We start from the raw sequence: 18,781 nt of genomic DNA, 5'->3' as shown, positions 1-18,781 counted from the left end.
GCATTTGACGCCTGGAATGCCGCCACTCGAGCTGCTTGAAGTCCGGGCATCAGCATTCCTTGGTGGGTCGGAAGTTAACGTGACAACACCCCGGCAAGTAGTTTGATCGCCCCCGTCTTTTCTATCGACCTGAACGGATACAGGGGCGCAAAGCCCGCATGACAAGACGAGGTGAGGAAAAGACAGATGCAAGATACCATTGGGATCGACGTATCGAAAGACTGGCTCGACGCTTACAGCATGGCGCGATCTGAACATAGGCGGTTCGCTTATGATGGCAGGGGCTTACGTTCGTTGCATCGATGGATCGAAATCGGCAACGCCGGTTTGATCGTGTTCGAGGCATCAGGTGTGTACCACAGGCAGCTGGAAAACAGCTTGTCTGAAGAAGCTGTACCATATTCCAGGGTGAATCCACGACAAGCCCGCCGATTTGCCGAAGCGACAGGGAAGATTGCGAAGACCGATAGGGTCGATGCCGCGATATTGGCCAAGATGGGCACCGTTCTGGAGCTCGAGCCACAAGCACCCAAAGCCGAATATCTCAACACTCTCAAAGAGTTGATGGTAGCTCGGCGTGGTCTGATCAAAGATCGCGTCGCGGTGCGTACACGGATGCAGACAACCACCCAGAAATTGCTGAAACGCCACCTGAAAGAGCGACTGGCTCAAGTTGAGAAGCATCTCGAACAGATCGACCAGGCCATCCTGGATCTCGTTGCACAGGACGCTGACCTGACCATGCGGTTCAACATCCTGACAAGCATTCCCGGCGTCTCGAAGGTCACAGCTTTTTCGATGCTCGTCGAAATGCCCGAACTGGGAGAGATGACCGGGAAACAGGCCGCATGCCTCGCTGGTTTGGCTCCGATCTCACGTCAATCGGGCAAATGGCAGGGCAAGGAACGGATCCAGGGCGGGCGCGCATTCTTTCGCCGCGCCATGTACATGCCCGCGCTCTGTGTGATCCGCCACGATCTGAGTGCAAAGCGAAAATACGATCAATTGGTGAAAGCCGGAAAACCGCCAAAGGTCGCGTTGACTGCAATCATGAGGAAGCTCGTCGTCGTTGCAAACGCACTTCTCAGAGACCGGCGCAAATGGTCCGAAAACTGCTCTTGATCAACACGGATACTACTTGGTTGCAACACAGATAGCGAACGAGCGCTTGGCCAAATCTATGCCTAAGATGTGTATGTTTTCCATCGGTTATTCCTCCCTATCGCGACCCGCATTGGGTGCTCCGGATCAATATTAACCGGCAGGAGGGGCATCCAATCCATCAGCTTACACCCCGAAATCGCTCACTAAATCGCAAGATGTTGACTGAACGGTTCAGCAGTAACTTCCTCAAACCCTTCGTAGATGTCCAATACTTAGCCATCGAACTGAAGAACGGCACGTGCATCGAGGCTGTAGTTGGAAACCACTATCGCTGCACCATCATAAAAAGAAACATCACTAAGCCGTTCTTGTGCGTTTATCTCACCTTCGACCCAAAACGCGTCAAAAATTGATCTGAACTCGACACCCTTCGAATAAGCGACATGAATGATCTGATTTGGGGGCGGTGAAGGCGTGTGAACGCAAGATCCGGCAACCGGCACAAGAAGAAACTCGGTAACCATACCGCCTTCGAGCGTGAGTGGGACAATGTAACCTGGGATCATTATCGTCTTGCCAAGAATATGAGGGTTCGGGCCGCGACCATTTACGTTGTTTTGGGCAATGATCTTTCGGCGCTCTCGCATGAGGTTTTCCACATCAATCTTGTGTTTTGCGAGAAAGGCGGTTGCTGCATCGTGTTCCGCAATAAAGGTCTCATCTGAACGCTTATGTGCGCTGGACGTCTGCCAGCGCACATGTGTTCGCATGGCTTCCAGTTGTGGTGCCGACAGTGATGCGAACGGAGTTTCAAGCGATGTAAGCGGAGGTAAAAGTTCTTTCCAACTTACGGCCAAGTGTTTCTGAGTAGTTTCGCTTAAGCCAGAAACACCCGAGAATGCCGAGGCATCAATTGCGCGTGTATCGAGATTGATCCTTGGAGCCCCCGAAGGGGCGCGTCCAACTGAAGATTCAGGCGTATTCTGAGCAAATTCCGCTAGGCTGATCTGAGGGCATATCGTAATTGAAAGGCATGCAAAAAGGGTAAGTACGGTGCGTATCATGTCAGCGTTCCGGTTACATACAGTCATCGTTTCTTCACCATGCATTAATGCGAGCCGGCCCTTCATATCTTTGGGCAAACCACAAATTGCAGCTTTGTCCGCTTTATCGCTTTGGTCTCTGATCCGTATTCAGTTCCAGCATTTCTGCAGCCAATCAGAAAAAGAATGAAAGGCCAATTTTGACTTGCCTGTTCGGACCGCCTTCAGGTCTACGCTCTAGAACATAGTATCCCAAGCTCACATCCATAGCCGTTCCTTTGGCTTCGTTGATGATCGAGGTCTTGCCCGCAGTCAAACCCAGCGGAACGGCCCATGCTTCGTCACTTCCCGGGGCATTCCAGTTGTAGGAGATGACATTATTGTACCCAACGTACCAACCCTCACCCAGCCCATAGTTCAGAATGGGTTGAAGGATACTTACGCTGAAATCGTCTTCACCCCACATATGGGCGACGACGGCACCCCAGGAAAGTTCCCCTGCCTGCCCGAATACCACGAACGCAGGTCCAGCACCCCAGCCTGCACCGGCCAGTGCGTCATTCGTGTGGGTCGGCATGGAAACCTGTAACCCATATCCCAATGCAATCCCGCTTGCTCCTGGCGTCGGTGCATAAAACGCCTGCACTGTTGAATCACCGATGCCCCAGGTCAGATCGTCGTCAGGAGAAGGGTCGACTATACCGGGCGGCAGCACCGCACCTGGTTGAACGCCCTGAATGGGAATGATCCCCCGCAGCACAAGCGAGGCATTCTCCAATGGAACCGAGTATACCGGCTGTAGCTGAAAGTTATAACTATCATCGTCATTTGTGCCGGTCCTGAATGCGATTGTGTTGTCTGTTATCAGCGCCTTTGTGTCCGCAAGTGGATTTGCTGCCTTACGGGCTGCCTGACATGCTGCGTCACAGGCGAATACATGATCCGGATCTGTAAGCAGAACTCCCGTCAGGAGCGCGGCGACGATGAAAACCCGATTTGTCATGAACAATCCCTATTGGCCTCTCTTTGGGTTTCCCTGATGCACGTGCTTGTGCTTCAGGCTATTGGGGGCGGTCCTGTGCTACGCCTGCAATTGGTTGACCAATCTCTGCGCCAATGCTTTCAAAAAGCTCTTGATGGCCATCTGAGAGTGGTGAAAGGGTGACAATCCGTTCAAACTGCGCAAGTTCCACCAATTTTGGTAGAAACGGTTCGATAAGTCTCTCGTGTCGTGCGTGGGCCGCGGCATCAACGTAGCGCTCATAGCCATATACCGTTTCACCAACCCGGACGAACTCATAAACCAAAAGCCCGTCATCTGTGGCAGACGCCGCGACCATTTCCTTGGCAAGGGTATCGAAGGCCTGTGCGTTTTCATCAGGCACTTTCAGGATCGCAATAAAAGCCACTTCTTCCGCGAACGCAGCAGTTGCTGTCGCCAGAGTTGCGATCAGCCCCAAGACCGTGATGTGGGGTCGAAAGTTCAATTCAGCCTCCATTCATTAGTACGGGTTTTTTCTGATGATCTGAATTCCGATTGATACACCCCAAAGGCTCAGGAACGTCCGGTATTCCACCAAGTGAGCCCAATTCAGAAAGCCCGTAGGAGCGGACAGCGCTACAATGACACGCTGACCGCCATCACATTGTCAGATCCCATCGCGATGAGTGAACCGACCGTCCATCAGCGTGCCCAGCACCTTGATGTTCGAGATTTCACGCGGTTCGACGGCGGTAATATCCTGATCGAGAACGACGAGGTCAGCATACTTGCCCACTTCGATTGAACCGATCTTATCTTGCATCGCCTGCTGAGCGGCAGGATAGATTGTGACTGCCTTCAACGACTCTTCCAGTGAGGCCGGTTTACGAGACAATGGGAACGGCTTGCTGTCCGGGTTCAGCGGGTCTTGCAGTGTCATCGCAATTTCAACGTTCAGGAGCGGACCGATCAGATCAATCGGCGCGGATGGCACATCCGAAGAAATCGACACGTTGTGCCCCAATGCCATCAGCGACGAATAGCGCGCAAAAATCGCCTCGACCTTAGCACGCCCCAACAAGTCCAACGCGTTTACATCCTGCGCTTCCCAGTCAACGTGGAAAAGTGGGGTCGTGTTCACCATGATTTCGTTTTCAATAACAGTCTCGTGGTCCTGATCAGATACCCAGAAATAATGGTGCAAAAGGTTGTTCGGAACGTCATAACCTGCGCCGCGCGCGGTCATGATCGCGTCCACCGTGTTGCGCACTGTTTGTGATCCATCGACGTGAGTGCCCACCGGAAGTCCGTTCTGATTGGCCTGCAGGTAGACCGAAGTTATCATTGGGCCTTCAATGGCAGCCGCTCCACGCGTTGCAGACCCATCGGCGTAATCGTCCAGCATCCAGGCCGTCTTTGAACTCCAGTTCCCTTCTGGATGGATCTTAATTCCCCAAATGCGCAGCATGTCGCTGTCGTATTGCTCTCGTAACTCGAGAGTGTGTTCTACGATTTCGTCAGCAGTGGCGGTTGGGTCCTTGAACCCCGTCGCAACAAAGGTGCGGATCGTAAGCTCACCGTTCTTTTCCAGTTCGTGTAGGTGGGCCAGCGCGAGTTTCTCGTCATCTTTCACAAGAGACAGATCGGTAACTGTCGGCATAGCCATCAGAGGCACGTGAACGGCTGTAATCCCGGTTTTGACGGCCTGATCGTAGAGGTTTTTCTGGATGTCAGGAATTTCACCTGCCGGGTCCCAAGCGCCTGCATTTCTAAATGCCGCAGCCCACTGGAACTCAATGCCGATTCCCGTCTGGTTGCCTTCGGCGTTGCGCTGCCAGAACATTACGCCCGGCACCTGATCCTCTTCGTCGGGGCTGACCTGACCCGCTTCGAAAGCTTTGGAGTTCATCCAAACGTCGTGGATTGTGAAGTCGAGGATAAAGGCCGGACGGTCAGAAACCACCGAATCCAGATCTTCTTTCGTGGGCCACCCGCCATAAGCCACTTGATTGAACCCATAGCCAAGGATCAACTCTTCGTCGGGGTTTGCATCGGCATACTCCTTGATGGCCGCCAAGGCCTCTTCAAGCGTTTCAATTCCAAACAGACTGACACCGCGCGATGTCCATCCTGACGCAACGATGTGATCGTGTCCCGACACAAACCCCGGCAACAGGGTATCCCCGCCCAAGTCGAGAACTTCGGTGTTATCACCAATCAGCGCCTCCGCCCCTGCGGCATCGCCAACGTAGCTTATCTGGTTCCCCGTGACCGCAACGGCCTGCGCGGTCGGCGCATCGTCGTTCATGGTAAGAACAGAGGCATTGGTAAAGACCAGATCGGCGGCCTGCGCATAGAGAGCTGTTGTTGAAACCAGTAGCGCGGCAATCGAACACGATAGCTTATTCATGAGTAACTCCGAAAAATTGAAACGGGTATTCAGATATTTGCGATCAACAGTGCAGTCAGAGTTTAAAGTTGGCTATCCGATTTGTGCAAACTATTATGAATATTAGAATTCATCTCGCAGGAATGGGATGAACAGTCAGAGGTGTCATGTACCAGAGCGCCGAGATCCGCTCGATTGAAGAGTTGCCTGTCTATAATGACGTGGAGTTCAACGCGACCGCGCTTTGCCCCGCGGGACCACGAATGACCTGGCAAAGCGCAATGTTTGCAGAAGTGGGCATACATATTGAGACTATTTTCACACGCATGCGGTACCAAGAAATTCAGTACCGCGGCACAATCTACTATGGTCTTGTTCTCCCGCACGGAGATCCAGTCCGTTTTCAAGGGCTTTTGTACCAAACCCCATTTATTGTTTGCTGGCAGGGTCTCGGGCCAACAGAGTTTGATTACGTGGTCGAGGCTGGGACGCAAATCTATGTGTTGGAGGTACCTCGGGCAGTTGCCGAACACCGAGGGTGGACAGAATTTGGTGCGCCCATTCGGCTGACAAAATCTGACGCCCTGAACAGCTATATACGCTCTTTGGAAACTTGCTTGATCCTGGGTCAGTCGAAATCCGCAACCAATCCAAATCCTGTGTTCAATGCACTTGCCCAAGAGCTTGAACGCCTGATGGGCGATGCCCTTTTCTGTTCGGGTCGTGAAGAGGTTTTCAGCAAATCGGATCATGGCCATTGGAAAATCGTCACTGCCGCGGAAGCGCTTCTGATGGACGATAACAATGCCGGAATAACTATTCAGGAACTTTGTCGCTTGCTTGGGGTGCCCAGGCGGTCGCTATACGCTGCGTTCGAAAAACAGATAGGGCTTGGTCCGGGTAAATTTCAGACACTTATTCGATTGCATCGCCTCAGATCGCTGCTTCTAAATACGCCATATGAGAAAGGTGTCGTGTCTAAACTTGTTGGGGAAGCAGGCTTCAATCACTTTGGTCGAACATCTGTTGCCTATCGTCGGTTCTTTGGAGAGTCGCCGATTGACACAGTTAAGCGATCCTGACTCGCAGAAAAAAGAAAGATCTTAGTTATCAAACTATTAGCGCCTCTTCAAACTGTTATAATACCGTAAATTACCTGCTAATTGCTCCACTCTGTACCGATATCTGAATTGCAGAAACGAAGAGTGGAGCAATCAGATGTCCAACTACAAGAAACTTGTTACGCTGCGGGCTCTCTATCCCTCAACAACCGCAGCAGCTCAAAATCTGGTTATGCGGGCCGCAGAATTGAAGCGGGCGCGCGAATATCAAATCCGTATCGAACTTAACGGTACTTTTACTGCGCAAGTCGCCTTTGAAAACGCAATGAAGGAAACCCTGCTTTGGGCTGCGCGTGAATCCCGCGAACTCAGCTCTGAGCGACTGTTCAAGTTCACGATGAGTATTTTCGCACAATTCTCGTTGGAATACCCCAGCTGGTACAAGGTGCTCCCGGAAATATCGGATTATCTACTGGACCTCACCAGTTCAGAATCCTCGAAACTTGATGACGCGGTGGAGCAGGTAAAAAGAGAACATTCGTCGAAAAAGCGGAAGTTGGAAGCATCGAAGGATCAGCATCTTGTCTTTCCTTTGTACGCAAACTCGCCTTCTTCCCCTTTCAACCATGCTGTTCAGTGAGGCAAACCGATGTCCGCAAAATACAATCATAAACACCGCATACCAGCTGCAATTCTGACAATTATTCTTGCAGCATTCACCGCGCCGGCCATGGCCGCCGATTGGAACAACAGCTACATCGGCATCAAGTTCGGCTATGGAGAGCTTGAAAATGGCTTAAGCCATGACAATGGTCTTATCGGATTTCAACTCGGGCGAGATTGGGAAGCCTCAAACTGGGTGGGGGCATCGCAATCGACGCCAACCATCTAAACTTCGCCTGTGATTGCGGCGATCCAGACACACTCACGCGTATCAGGCTGCGTGGAGGATATGCCTTTGGCAACACCTTGGCCTACGTGACCGCCGGGCCCGCATACGTCTGGGGCGGAGACGTTAATGACCGTTGGGGTTCTTCAATTGGTGCCGGACTGGAACACCGATTATCTGACGGCGTTTCGATATTTGGTGAGATCACACAAGAAAGGTTTGACAATTCCGATGGTGAGTTCGACCTGGAATCGACAACTGCTACGTTTGGGGTCAACTACCGCTTCTGACGCTCAGCCCAGCACAACCTGACCCCGGCAAATCGCAAGAAATGTATTAGCCGGGGTTTAGCAATGTAAGAGCGTCGTCAAGTGGCACACGAATTGCCGCCCACAAACAATCGAGTATTATCCCGCATCAGGACCGCTGCGCACTTAAAGGGAAATGCTCATGGGCGTCGATAACGCATGGCTACGGCATTTTGCCAGGATGTTCGAGGAACGGCTGTCAGATGCCCGTGCCTTTAAAAACGCTTTACAGGACTCCGGTTTGACGCGCAGCGATCTGAGTGAGCCTTCGAAACTCATTGACCCTTACAAAGAAGGTCAGTTTGTCCGCCTGGCTTGCGATCACCTAAAGATGCCAGCCTTTGCTACGATCGCCGGATTGGATTTCAATTCACCGCGAGACATCGTTTGGTACATCTTAAAGTATTCACAAAATCTAAGAGAAGCGATTGAAAATGCATCATATTATGGCGCTTTGATTGATGACACAATTGGCTATTCCCTTGTTGTATCGGGAAATCATGCCTCCCTTCAGCTGCAAATCGTTGACGGAGGTCTCACTAAATTTCACAGGAGGACCGAGTTTCTTATCTTCTCGGCGATCTCTCTGGTGCGCATTATCACAAAAACCCAACTCTACCCATTAGAGGTTCGGTTTCAGCATGTAGTCAAATCCGCAGGGCCCGAAATACAAAAAGCCGCTGGCTGCGCCATTTCCTTTGGCTCCGAAAGAACAGAAGTTATCTTACCGCTTTCATCTCTTGATCTGCCAATTCCAAGCTACGACCCGGCTCTTAAAAAGCATCTAACTGATTACGGGGACAACCTGTTGAAAGAGAGGGTGGGCCGAAAGTCGGGCATCCGCAATAGGGTCGAAGCCCTATTGCTGAACGAACTGCCGGGGCGGATTCCAAATCTACATGTCACTGTGCCCTTAATTACTGGACGCAAATACATTCTGGGACATTTGGCCCGGTTTTGTGCCCTTAATTCTCGGATATCCACAGGCTAGCGGCGACTTTTTTCGAGGGTGCGATCCGCACATCGGAGCAACTCCGCACGGTCCGCATTTACACCGAGTTGTTCGATTGCTTTTTTAGCCGCCGCCAGAAAATCGGGTTTAGTTGTGTTGTCGGATTTTCGTGCCGGGAACCAGGCCTTCTGAATTTTGCGATCATCTTTCGCCGGGGTTGGCGAACTGCATGAAAGGTGAACGAGTTGATCCAATAAATTGTGTTGAACAGGGAGTGCCATGCGTAGCCTATCTCGTGCTGTAGGATCACGACGCATCGCAATAGATACGGCCTCCAATGGTCGCGTCATCGATAGATGAACAGCAGCGAGCATAGTATACCGGTCATGGCGGGATTTGGAGCAAAGCCCCGCGTGACGAAGTTCTGGCGCAAGTACCCGTACAACCTGTAGCGCCAAGTCTAATTGCCTAACAACATGCTGACTTCCGCGCCAATACAGTTGCTCCAACCACGCTGCGCCCTTCAAAGCTCGGACTTCCAACCGTAAGGGAACTTGAAACTCTGCACCTGGCGCCGTGCCGAGAGGTAACAGGCCAGTACCGCAGGAATTGCAGATCATAGACCAAGCATAGCGCCAGTGCCGCAGGGAAACTCCAGGCACTTTCCGCGTACATGTCGGACAGTACTGAAAGTCTGAACAGGGCACACATTCGACTGGAAATCCTGCGCGACGCTTGAGCAACATGCCCTTTATGTCACTCGACGGCAGATGAGCCAGAGCACCGAACCTTTCGATATTTGCGCCTCGCAGATCGTGACTGGTCTCCGGCTGCTTGCCACCCGAAAACCCGAGATAGCCAAGCAATTCAGGAACAGAGCAATAATTGGCTTCAGCAAGCCGGGTGACCCAACTTGATAACAATTCGTCTTGTAGCGGCGGAGGACGCCTCGGCAGCGGAAGAATAGTCACTAAAACGCCGGAACGGCCTGTCTTCGAATGTTCCAGCTGTGCTTGGCCCAGATCGGTTGCCAGGCTTGAACCGCCTCATCCGTGATACGCTCCTCGCCTGTCTCGATAGCGTCTATCGCAAGCGCCTTGACCATCGTGAATACGCGCGACGTAACACCGCCTGTCACACCCAGAATGGTTCGAAGCGAATGCACACTGAGGCTGGACCCGCGTTCCAATTGCATCGCAGCAATCAGCGTCTGGATAAGACGAGAGAATTCGATATCGTCTTCCCAGAGCGGCAAGAAATGCTCGTCCAGACGCCGGGCCAGTTGTTCGTCGCCGCGAATGGCGTCGACAGCTTCATTCACACCAAAGACGACGAGAGATGCACAGAGATCATTGGCGAGGAACCGCAGCATGTTCAGGAAACGCCGTTGCTCACGATAGCTGCCCGCCAGCAAGTTGTGGACTTCGTCGATCATGATCATCTTCAGGTCCATGTCGCGCAAATGGCTGAGGGCACGCACCTCCAGTTCGGATACGGTATGCCGGCCCCACATGGGCGCGCCGATCGATGCCAGAATGTGCTGATAAAAGCGCCTCTCATCAGGTGCTGGTGGCGCCTGCAGTAATAGGATCGGTGTTCGGGTGACACCAATATCTGCTTCGTATTGGGTTGGGTACAGGCTTTCCATACGCTTAGCGATCATGGTCTTTCCTATCCCTGAACTGCCGTAAACCATGAGGCCCGGCATCCGGGACTGTTTTGGCATCTCCATGAGGGAAGTGAGCCTGTTGAGAACAATATTTGCACGGTCGAATGCGATCCACCGGTCACTGCGGACTAAATCAAGTCTTTCGTTTGTTTCCATGAATGTCATCTATCGGGTAAGTAGGAAGATCCGGATTACTGGTATCAATCGCGAACATCTCGCGGGATGGATCGCGTTTGGCTTTGTCGTTAGGAAGTCGCGCTTGACGTTCTCCCTCCAGCCGCACCGCCAGGGTTTTCTGCTTGGCCGCGTGCGCGATGCGCCTTTGTTCTTCAATAATCTGAAACAGCATCGACTCCGGGATCGTCCCGCCTTGGCGCTCGTGAAATATCGCGCGCGCACGCCGCGACTCCCAAAGCGAAATCCGTGGCCGCGACAGGTTCTTGTAGCGCGCTACTATGGTCCGTCCTTCGTCATTTACAGCCCAAATCTGGGACATATCGCGAGGGTCGTACTTGACAGTAACCTTCCCGACTCCACGACCGATCATTGGACCAAATGCGTCGCTCCAATAGCCGACAGAAAACAGCTTGATCCCGGTTCGAGCGAGACGCCGACGTTCGGAAGGAAGGAAGCTGATGCGAAACGCCTCGGTATCGACAACCTTTCTGCCTACGCCATCACCACCGAGGTCTGCCCAAGCCGCCAGCGGTGCTCGCCCCAATCCGCCGTGGCGGATGTTGTGATAGCGACATATCTCTAAGTGCAGCCAATCCTCGAACTCCTCCAATGTCATTGCCGCATGGTCAGAGCTGTCGTAATCCCCCCTGTTCTTGGGGGATGATTGCGTTGTTCCCGGGAGTACATGAACTGCGCCCATGGTTGTCCCTATTAAACGTTCGATATGGCCGCCATAATGCGCGCGACCTGGTGGCCTGTACTCGATTGAGATTCCCCAATCCGCACAGGCCGACTGGAAGGCGTCGCTGCGGAAATCCCGCCCGTTGTCAACATGAACGGCTTGCGGAATCCCAGCGGCAGGCCAATACAACTCCTCCAGTATCTCTGGCGCGCGGATCGACTTCGTTCGCACGCAATGGTGCAGACACAAACCGATGGACAAGACGGACGGCGTATCAAAACTCACATATACGCCCAGAACAACGCGGGTCGCGACATCGATTGCGAGAGTCAACCAAGGTCGCCCCAAAGGCTTACGTTCGAATTGATCGACAAGAATAATGTCAGCCAGAGTGTGATCGATTTGGACGACTTCCAAGGGGCGCTCCACGTCCAAACCCCCTACCCTCGGATCGAAAGCTTGCCTCGCCGCCTTTGCGCCATTTCGTTTCCGCATCACCTCGCGTTGATCCATAGCGTCGACACGCGACTTGATCGTACGCCGAGTGGGAGGTCGATAGCCTCTCGCTGCGCACTCCGCCCGGATCTCGTTGACTATCCTCAGAAAACTTGGCGGTTCTGGTACGAGGTAGTGTTGGCGTAGAACGCGCTCGATTGTGCTTTCTACATCCGGTTCCAAGCGTCGTGAGCCATACTTCGGACCGCGTCGTTTAGGGAGTAACGAACTCGCGCGCCCATCATTTATCTTGAGGCGACGGTAAAAGTCCCATGCGGTGCTTCTCGAGACGCCAATCTTCTTGGCCGCTTCCAATAGTAGCGGTCCAATATCCTGCCCTGACTCCTCGAGTTCCAGTATCGGACGCAACGCATTGGCCCGTTCAACTGCGAGCGCACTTTCTTCTGGGTGCTCTACTTCATTAGACAAGATCATCCCCACGCGACTTATCCACAGGACACATCGTCCGGGAATTAAGGGCACAGTCCGGTAATTAATGATACAGTCCAGAAATTAAAGGCACAATCAAGCACTGATTTTGCTCAACTTTATTAAGCCAGCGTCCAGTAATTAAGGGCACAGTGACAGCGGCGCAATCAATATGGGCTGGTCATGATCGACAACTCCTTCTAACGGTCCACTAACCAGTCGCGTTTGCCCCTAAGTTAATTAAACCCACGGTCATGTATTCATCAGTGTGGTCCTGCAATGCTTGGGCTCTGAACCCTTTGATTTGATTGCCCTCGCGAGCGGGGGCTTTTTCAAGCTCCTGAACTTCAGGAGGTGTGATGAATAACTTGTTTATGCTACCGACGAGCAGATGGCGCGGTTGCGGCCCTGTTTTTCGAAGAGCCACGGCAAATCTCGTGTGGGAGACCGGCGTGATTTGAGCGGGATTACCTCCACTAATCGCAATGGTTTGCGTTGTATTTTATGGTGGTCGTATCCACCGTGGCCATTGTTGTGATGCGTGTGATGACATGAATGACCGTGCCCTCCGAAATGCGAATGCTGGTGGGGTGCTGGCAGATAAACCGGGTAAGCCCATGCAGAATACCTGTGTCAAGTCATGGGCGTCAGCTGCAGAATTCATCTCTCGGGATTGATTTATTTATCTAGTCAACAATTCTTTTATCTCCATGGCCGTCTCTTTGAAGGCACGAAAGAGTTCCTCAAAATGAGACGTTCGAGCGGAGCCTTTTCTCCAAACCAGACCCACGGAGCGCTGTAAACATGTGTTCTCGATATCGACCACAACAATGGGGTCGTGATCTCGGAAACCTGATGCGATAAAAATCTCTGGGAAAAGAGCAGGTCCTATGCCTATTGCAACCATTTGCCTAAGAGCATCCAAGTTTGTACCGTCATATCCATCGCTAAATGTGGCGCCAGAAACGCGGCTAAAGTTGTTGATGCTTGAATTGAAGTGAGTTTCCGATCCCAAGCTAAGTAATTTCATACCATCTAAAGTAGAAGGGAGAACCACATCCTTCTTGGCAAGTGGATGGTCGACATGAACAGCGAGCTTCAACTTTTCAACCATTAGTTCTTCAAAAAAAATTTGGTTCTTTTCGACCGGTGGGCGCATCAGAGCGCAATCCAGCTTCCCAGAAACAATTAATTTCTCAAGAATGATCGGGCGTTCTTCTCGGATAGAGAGTTGCAATTCCGGAAATCGCGAGCGAAGTCTCGGCATTGCAAATGGTAGAAAGTAAGGACCAAACGTGGGAGCCATGCCCAATCGAAGCGATCCTCCGAGATTGGCGCTTGCAAGATCCACGATATTTGTAATTTCGTCGAGAGTCGCCAAAACAGTGTACGCAAGCTGAATTACTTTTGAGCCAACGTGCGTAGGAAACGTACCACTGGAAGAACGCTCAAGAAGCTTGATCCCGAGCCTATCCTCGAGGATTTGAATCTGCGAGGAAAGCGTCGGTTGAGACACATTGCAGGCCAAAGCGGCATCGCCGAAATGCCCGTGCTCACTTAACGCTACCAAATATTCTAACTGCCGATGACTCGGACGAACTACCATCTAACACCAAACTTAAAAATGTGATTAGTCAATTTTGCGAGGCGCGTTGATGCGCGTTTGGTTGGCACGTTAGTAAACTTTGCCAAAGTGTCGAAAAAAAATTAACCGAAGACGAAATCATATTTTTAAACCCAGTTTGAAAATGTGACGTATCCTGAAAAGCACGGCAAAATCGATTTTTGACTGATCACAAGTAACATCCATTGCTTTAGGCAAGACAAGTTTTCTCTTTGCGAAGTGCAAAATAGAGTTCCTAGTTTTAGTTTTTCTTAAGAATGGGTGAAATCCTCAGAATGCCTGGGACTAGAAGCAGTGATGCTAGCTTTGCTGAGCAACTGCTTGGAAATGAAGGTCGAATTCTGCGCAACCTTTGTCTAAGGTAAACCCTGCTGCGAACAACAAGAATTTATAAAGTAGGGAGTTACCATCTGATCGACTGATCCAAGTGTGTTCTGAGTTCCACACTATACGCTATCTGCTGTAGCAAAGAGCATTTGTAAAAGATGATCACTACCGCCTTGCCGGTCAGTGGCTACGTCGATGCTCGGGTTTAGCTCGGCGGCCGAAAAACCTTGGATTGGTTTCTCTACGATTGCGAGTATGACGTCGGCTGATTTCGAGACGCGCATCTCCGGTCGAAAATAACGCAAGACGCCGGACAAATATGGTGAGCTTAAATGCAGGTGGCGACCTTCTTTGGCCGCAGTTTCACGATCCGTCTCGCAACCATCATCTACTGGTGGTGATTTCTTTGCTCAATCATCTTGCGTGTTTATTGCAGAGCATTCTGATTTCCGTGATTATTGCTTTCTATCGCCCAATCGAAACTAACTATTGGACTAATTCGACTTAAAGCAGTCAATTGGTTTGGCGACGATTGGTCTTGGTGTTCGACTTTACTCCGAACTGTCTTAAGTGATCGCCGGCATTCGATGCAATTCATTGTTTTTATTATATAATAAATCTTTTCCGAGATTCTTGCAGCAGCGGCACTCAGGCCAACTGGACGTGTTTTCGTGACACGTTTCATCTAAAAACTTGGAGGTGCAAACCATGTCCAGATTTCCGTCTTCATATGCGCAACGTTCGACGATGTCCGGCGTGGAACGGCCTGAAATGTATATACCCGGCTGGGATGCCTGGCCGTCTTATCTGCGATTTGTGCGGGACGGTTCGGGCCTATTTTTCCAAAGGTCAATCCAACCGGTTGAAGCGGAGCCCGAAGTTGTGCAGAGCAACCTGTCGCAAGAGTTTGCGATGATCTCGACGCAATCATCTGAAATTGACCCTGAAATCGGGCCAGTACCCGGCGAAGCCCCGACGGCATCCGGACATCTCTATATGCATGCCACCAAGAGTGGCGGACTTTTCAACGCCTTTGACAATGAGTTTTACGTTTATTCGTCAGGCAGCCACCAGATGTCTGAAGGTAGGCTTGAGTTCACCAATTCTGACATCAGTAGCAAAGACACAAACCTGGGGATGACCGAAGAAGTCACTATCCGTGTCGCCTCACAGATTATTGGCAATGACTTGGGGAACACCATTCATGGTTTCGGTACCGCCTCGTTCAACGGCAATGTCTACGATCATAATGATCAGATATTTGGTATGGGCGGCGATGACGTCATCTATGGGCATGCTGGCGATGATATGCTGGTAGGGGGATCAGGTGATGATCGCTTGTACGGGGGCCACGACAACGATGAACTCTGGGGCGGCATTGGGAATGACCTACTAGACGGAGGCGAGGGTTCGGATACACTGTATGGCGGTGTCGGAGATGACTGGCTAATTGGTGGTGGATCAGCAGGCACGGACGGCGACGTGTTCTATGGAGGAAGCGGGTCGGATTATTTTGTGCTCAATGATCCAGACGTCCCTTCACAGCATTTCCAAGAACCCGAGAATTCGTGGCCCATCTCGATGATCAACGAGACACTTTGGAGTGTTGGTCTTTATAGCGTTGGGGGGGTTGTTAAGTATTTCAAAGTCGGCGTGAATATTCTCAACCACTTTATTTCAAATGTAAATAACGGGGGTGAGGATCAGGGCAACGTTGATCCGGCGCGGGTCAGCAAAATTATGGATTTCAACCCGTTTGAAGACACCATTATTGTCGAGGCAAATGCCAACAAGGACCTGCAGCCAATAATCGAATGGGTCGGCCAAAATGACATCATGTTCCGCATAAAGGACGGGACGAACAAATACCTTGCAGAAGTGCGCTACAGCGACGTTCCGCAATTCAGCGACCCAAAGATGCGCTTGGGTTACAGTGAATTCGAGAACGATTTGGAGCAGTACGTCAAAAACACCATGCTGGTTGTCACCATCAAGGATGGCGTAGTGACGCTGGTTGATGGTTTTGGCAGGGTTATCGACCCCGGCACACAAGACTTAAACAACTTTGAACAGCTCGGGAACGGACGTTTCATTATCCTGGGGGGATACCAAGGGGTCCACAATGTCGGAGGGATAGCCAACGACTTTGTATTCGGGACCAACCATAATGATATTTTGCTGGGCCATACCGGCGAAAACGAGGCGGCGGGATCTGGTAATGATGTTCTCTGGGGTTTCGGGGGCGACGACTTTTTTGATGCGGGTGCCGGTCACAATAAAGTTTACGGTGGTACAGGCAGCGATACCTACAGCTTTTACAGTGCCGTCGGCGGTGTGGAGAGTGATATCTCTGGCGTTCGTATTGATATGGCTGAGACATATTCAGATGAATCGCCCGACGACGATCGCAGCTATTTTCTGGGTAAGGCGCGCTACAAAGACAACCTGGTAGAGGGCGAGTCTCATTCCGAACTCTATAGTATAGAAAACATCATTGGTACCAAGCTTGACGACATCATCTTTGGCGACGAGTTCAACAATCACTTTCAGGGCGCTGAAGGCAGTGATCGGCTGTATGGTCGAGGCGGGAACGATGTCCTAGTCGGAGGCGCAGGAAACGATTTCCTTGATGGGGGTAGCGGAAACGATGTGCTCGAAGGAGGCGCGGGGAACGACACGCTAAAAGGCGGTGCCGGCAACGATATTTTGGCCGGAGGATTGGGAAAGGACACTCTTGAGGGTGGGAGTGGTGGGGATCAATTTATTCTGGACGGCGGTTGCGATGTAATACTGGATCTCAACATCGGAGACGGAGATACTATCAATATCCTGAGCAATGCTCACGCGTTCAACACCCATGAAGATTTGGTGATCGAGCAGCACAGCGGCCATCATTTCAGCTTGCGCTTGCCAAATGGCAACTTGGTGGCCGATATCCACATTGATGGGCCGGAAATCAGTATTCTTCAGCTGAGAGACCATATTGCGGTAGACGGTGAATTTTACCCGTCGGCCTGGACAGACTATTTCATCTTCGAAGACACGATCGCAGGCTATGATGATAGTCAGAAACCGGGTTCAGCTGCAGCGATGGAAAACTGGCTCAACAACTTTGTGTCCGAACTTATGGGGTCAAACAAGAATGAGCTCTTCAAACCTGGATACGGAGACGTCTTAGTTGACGGCAACGGCGGCATAGACACTGTTTCATACGAAGACGCCTCTTGCGGGGTCTTCATTTACAATGGTGCGAGCACAAACTTCCTGAATGGCTCTTCAAATGAACATGATCTGATCGACATCGAAAATTTTATCGGTAGTAACTTCGATGATTATATAGTGGGCAACTCAGCAGACAACGTGATCGTTTCGGGCGGTGGAAATGACACTTTGAGGGGAGGCGCTGGCGATGATGTGTTCATCCTAAACGGAGGTAGAAATTCTATCAGCGACTTCTGTATCGTTGACGGAGAGAAGATTTACATCTCTAGGGAAGAGTACGGCGTTTCGAGTTATGACGATCTCGCCATCGTCGATAAAGGTGGTTATTTCCACATTGTTATTGAGGAAAGTTCCTTCGTGATCGCTGAGGTGACCGAGGTAGGCTCGGGAAACTGGTACCTACCTGACTTCGTTGATTTTATCTAGGCGGCGTTTACAAAAAATGTTTCACATAAGTGAGGTATGATTCAGGCTATTTTTCATAATGAGACCAGCATCCCACGAGGCTGTATTTTGGATTGGGAATGCCTGATCTTAGGACGTTTTTTATTTGTCGCACGCGCTGCATAGTAGGTGCAAATCCGTCAACCACCATCTTGTTCAGGATGGGTTTCTGGATCGCCCAAACCAAGGCCTTCTGGTGCGATCTGCCGGAAGCGCTTGTGTTGTGGTCGATAATCTATTGCCAGTTCAGGCGCTGGACACCGGCCGGGGCTTTGGGAACAGCCTCGCGGATGATCTGAAGCAGAGCGGGGCAGGGCCACGTACTCTTCAAAAAGATCGACGACACAGTGACACCATTTGCCCTGATACCTTCTGGTTCCATTCTCTAATCTGCTCTGCGATTTCGGTCGAGATGTCTTGGCGCATCATTTCGACATGCGGAACGGCCACACTGGTCGCCTCGATATCATGACAGAACGGTTGCCGGTTCTGTCGCAGACTTTGTTCCCTCCTGTCAGGTAGAGCGTAGTTTTCGTCGCGCACGCTCGAATTTCATCGGAGCAGATCCCAAACTAAATCGTGATTGATAAGAACAGTGCAAATGCAGCCAGCATTCGAGAAGTGAACAAGATTCCGAGGCGGTTCGATTGCCCCGCGAAAGTACAAACGACCAGGTCCAAATATCTCAATAACCTGATCCAGCAAGATCACAGATTCATTGACCGACGCGTGGGATACATATGTGGGTTCAAGTCATTCAGATCGGCTTGCGCCGCACTGGATGGCATTGAGGTGGCGAACATGATCCGCAAAAAGCAATTCTCTAGCGATACGACTTTCGGCTGTCGGATGTCGGATGTCGGATGTTTGTCAAGATCGCGGGATAGCTGCTAGGCCTCCCCAACTGAACTGGTCCACCGTTATGTTTAGGAAACGGAGGACCACGAATGGCAAACAAGAGACCAAAGCCCGAAGAGATTGTCT

Annotated in this window: 16 protein-coding genes and 2 pseudogenes; 9 read left to right on the top strand and 9 right to left on the bottom strand. The window is 51.3% G+C overall.

Annotated features, from left to right (window positions below; genetic code table 11):
• Nucleotides 1–186 precede the first annotated feature (186 nt).
• Nucleotides 187–1,122, top strand: coding sequence for an IS110 family RNA-guided transposase (locus ACR0LN_RS22775; RefSeq protein ID WP_480432957.1), 936 nt, complete (start codon nucleotides 187–189; stop codon nucleotides 1,120–1,122).
• A gap of 254 nt (nucleotides 1,123–1,376) precedes the next feature.
• Here ACR0LN_RS22775 and ACR0LN_RS22770 read toward each other — a convergent pair whose 3' ends face one another.
• The 4 genes from ACR0LN_RS22770 to ACR0LN_RS22755 form a co-directional block, all read right to left on the bottom strand.
• Nucleotides 1,377–2,213 (bottom strand): DUF3299 domain-containing protein, encoded by an 837-nt coding sequence (locus tag ACR0LN_RS22770; RefSeq protein ID WP_480432955.1) that lies wholly within the window; start codon nucleotides 2,211–2,213, stop codon nucleotides 1,377–1,379.
• Between the two features lie 109 nt (nucleotides 2,214–2,322).
• Nucleotides 2,323–3,150, bottom strand: coding sequence for a hypothetical protein (locus ACR0LN_RS22765; protein ID WP_480432953.1), 828 nt, complete (start codon nucleotides 3,148–3,150; stop codon nucleotides 2,323–2,325).
• 58 nt (nucleotides 3,151–3,208) lie between these two features.
• On the bottom strand, nucleotides 3,209–3,634 hold the full coding sequence (locus tag ACR0LN_RS22760) for a putative quinol monooxygenase (protein WP_171239107.1): 426 nt from the start codon (nucleotides 3,632–3,634) through the stop codon (nucleotides 3,209–3,211).
• Between the two features lie 162 nt (nucleotides 3,635–3,796).
• The gene (locus tag ACR0LN_RS22755; protein ID WP_171175672.1) at nucleotides 3,797–5,539 is read right to left on the bottom strand and encodes an amidohydrolase; all 1,743 of its coding nucleotides are present in this window, start codon (nucleotides 5,537–5,539) and stop codon (nucleotides 3,797–3,799) included.
• Between the two features lie 146 nt (nucleotides 5,540–5,685).
• Between ACR0LN_RS22755 and ACR0LN_RS22750 the strand changes: the two genes are divergently transcribed.
• From ACR0LN_RS22750 to ACR0LN_RS22730, 5 genes are all read left to right on the top strand, one after another.
• Entirely contained in the window at nucleotides 5,686–6,600 is a 915-nt protein-coding gene (locus tag ACR0LN_RS22750; protein WP_480432951.1) for a helix-turn-helix domain-containing protein, read from the top strand.
• A gap of 136 nt (nucleotides 6,601–6,736) precedes the next feature.
• The gene (locus ACR0LN_RS22745; protein WP_171126978.1) at nucleotides 6,737–7,219 is read left to right on the top strand and encodes a hypothetical protein; all 483 of its coding nucleotides are present in this window, start codon (nucleotides 6,737–6,739) and stop codon (nucleotides 7,217–7,219) included.
• 9 nt (nucleotides 7,220–7,228) lie between these two features.
• Complete coding sequence (locus ACR0LN_RS22740) at nucleotides 7,229–7,471, top strand: hypothetical protein (protein WP_480432949.1); 243 nt, start codon at nucleotides 7,229–7,231, stop codon at nucleotides 7,469–7,471.
• Nucleotides 7,420–7,758 carry an outer membrane protein gene (locus tag ACR0LN_RS22735; RefSeq protein ID WP_480432947.1) on the top strand — a complete coding sequence of 113 codons (339 nt, stop codon included), beginning with the start codon at nucleotides 7,420–7,422 and terminating at the stop codon, nucleotides 7,756–7,758. The genes ACR0LN_RS22740 and ACR0LN_RS22735 overlap by 52 nt, the downstream gene beginning before the upstream one ends.
• A 160-nt stretch (nucleotides 7,759–7,918) precedes the next feature.
• Nucleotides 7,919–8,767, top strand: a complete 849-nt coding sequence (locus ACR0LN_RS22730; RefSeq protein WP_480432945.1) for an AraC family transcriptional regulator ligand-binding domain-containing protein — start codon at nucleotides 7,919–7,921, stop codon at nucleotides 8,765–8,767.
• On the opposite strand, the gene ACR0LN_RS22725 is transcribed toward ACR0LN_RS22730, so the two are convergent.
• From ACR0LN_RS22725 to ACR0LN_RS22710, 4 genes and pseudogenes are all read right to left on the bottom strand, one after another.
• Nucleotides 8,764–9,009 carry a hypothetical protein gene (locus tag ACR0LN_RS22725; RefSeq protein ID WP_480432958.1) on the bottom strand — a complete coding sequence of 82 codons (246 nt, stop codon included), beginning with the start codon at nucleotides 9,007–9,009 and terminating at the stop codon, nucleotides 8,764–8,766. The genes ACR0LN_RS22730 and ACR0LN_RS22725 overlap by 4 nt on opposite strands.
• A gap of 339 nt (nucleotides 9,010–9,348) precedes the next feature.
• Nucleotides 9,349–9,699: pseudogene (locus ACR0LN_RS22720) on the bottom strand (TniQ family protein); the annotation flags it as partial.
• Nucleotides 9,699–10,553, bottom strand: a complete 855-nt coding sequence (locus ACR0LN_RS22715) for a TniB family NTP-binding protein (RefSeq protein ID WP_480432943.1) — start codon at nucleotides 10,551–10,553, stop codon at nucleotides 9,699–9,701. The pseudogene ACR0LN_RS22720 and the gene ACR0LN_RS22715, both read right to left, overlap by 1 nt.
• A complete protein-coding gene (locus tag ACR0LN_RS22710) occupies nucleotides 10,531–11,685 on the bottom strand; it encodes a transposase (RefSeq protein WP_480432942.1) in 1,155 nt (384 codons plus the stop codon). The genes ACR0LN_RS22715 and ACR0LN_RS22710 overlap by 23 nt, the downstream gene beginning before the upstream one ends.
• An 886-nt stretch (nucleotides 11,686–12,571) precedes the next feature.
• Between ACR0LN_RS22710 and ACR0LN_RS22705 the strand changes: the two are divergent.
• Nucleotides 12,572–12,676: pseudogene (locus ACR0LN_RS22705) on the top strand (IS5/IS1182 family transposase); the annotation flags it as partial.
• 186 nt (nucleotides 12,677–12,862) lie between these two features.
• On the opposite strand, the gene ACR0LN_RS22700 reads toward ACR0LN_RS22705, so the two are convergent.
• Nucleotides 12,863–13,786 (bottom strand): LysR substrate-binding domain-containing protein, encoded by a 924-nt coding sequence (locus ACR0LN_RS22700; RefSeq protein WP_480432940.1) that lies wholly within the window; start codon nucleotides 13,784–13,786, stop codon nucleotides 12,863–12,865.
• A gap of 1,053 nt (nucleotides 13,787–14,839) precedes the next feature.
• On the opposite strand from ACR0LN_RS22700, the gene ACR0LN_RS22695 reads away from it, so the two are divergent.
• Both ACR0LN_RS22695 and ACR0LN_RS22690 read left to right on the top strand, forming a co-directional pair.
• The gene (locus tag ACR0LN_RS22695; protein WP_171238894.1) at nucleotides 14,840–17,779 is read left to right on the top strand and encodes a calcium-binding protein; all 2,940 of its coding nucleotides are present in this window, start codon (nucleotides 14,840–14,842) and stop codon (nucleotides 17,777–17,779) included.
• Between the two features lie 597 nt (nucleotides 17,780–18,376).
• Nucleotides 18,377–18,691 carry a DDE-type integrase/transposase/recombinase gene (locus tag ACR0LN_RS22690; RefSeq protein WP_480432938.1) on the top strand — a complete coding sequence of 105 codons (315 nt, stop codon included), beginning with the start codon at nucleotides 18,377–18,379 and terminating at the stop codon, nucleotides 18,689–18,691.
• The last annotated feature ends 90 nt before the right edge of the window (nucleotides 18,692–18,781 follow it).

Source organism: Ruegeria sp. AA6 (assembly GCF_056542865.1).
This window is presented reverse-complemented; position numbering and strand designations above follow the sequence as displayed.

What these genes read in the sequence shown, in the direction of transcription:
- ACR0LN_RS22775 (WP_480432957.1), top strand. Translation starts at nt 187, where the DNA reads ATGCAAGATACCATTGGGATCGACGTATCGAAAGACTGGCTCGACGCT.
- ACR0LN_RS22770 (WP_480432955.1), bottom strand. Translation starts at nt 2,213, where the DNA reads ATGCATGGTGAAGAAACGATGACTGTATGTAACCGGAACGCTGACATG.
- ACR0LN_RS22765 (WP_480432953.1), bottom strand. Translation starts at nt 3,150, where the DNA reads ATGACAAATCGGGTTTTCATCGTCGCCGCGCTCCTGACGGGAGTTCTG.
- ACR0LN_RS22755 (WP_171175672.1), bottom strand. Translation starts at nt 5,539, where the DNA reads ATGAATAAGCTATCGTGTTCGATTGCCGCGCTACTGGTTTCAACAACA.
- ACR0LN_RS22750 (WP_480432951.1), top strand. Translation starts at nt 5,686, where the DNA reads ATGTACCAGAGCGCCGAGATCCGCTCGATTGAAGAGTTGCCTGTCTAT.
- ACR0LN_RS22745 (WP_171126978.1), top strand. Translation starts at nt 6,737, where the DNA reads ATGTCCAACTACAAGAAACTTGTTACGCTGCGGGCTCTCTATCCCTCA.
- ACR0LN_RS22740 (WP_480432949.1), top strand. Translation starts at nt 7,229, where the DNA reads ATGTCCGCAAAATACAATCATAAACACCGCATACCAGCTGCAATTCTG.
- ACR0LN_RS22730 (WP_480432945.1), top strand. Translation starts at nt 7,919, where the DNA reads ATGGGCGTCGATAACGCATGGCTACGGCATTTTGCCAGGATGTTCGAG.
- ACR0LN_RS22725 (WP_480432958.1), bottom strand. Translation starts at nt 9,009, where the DNA reads ATGGCACTCCCTGTTCAACACAATTTATTGGATCAACTCGTTCACCTT.
- ACR0LN_RS22715 (WP_480432943.1), bottom strand. Translation starts at nt 10,553, where the DNA reads ATGGAAACAAACGAAAGACTTGATTTAGTCCGCAGTGACCGGTGGATC.
- ACR0LN_RS22700 (WP_480432940.1), bottom strand. Translation starts at nt 13,786, where the DNA reads ATGGTAGTTCGTCCGAGTCATCGGCAGTTAGAATATTTGGTAGCGTTA.
- ACR0LN_RS22695 (WP_171238894.1), top strand. Translation starts at nt 14,840, where the DNA reads ATGTCCAGATTTCCGTCTTCATATGCGCAACGTTCGACGATGTCCGGC.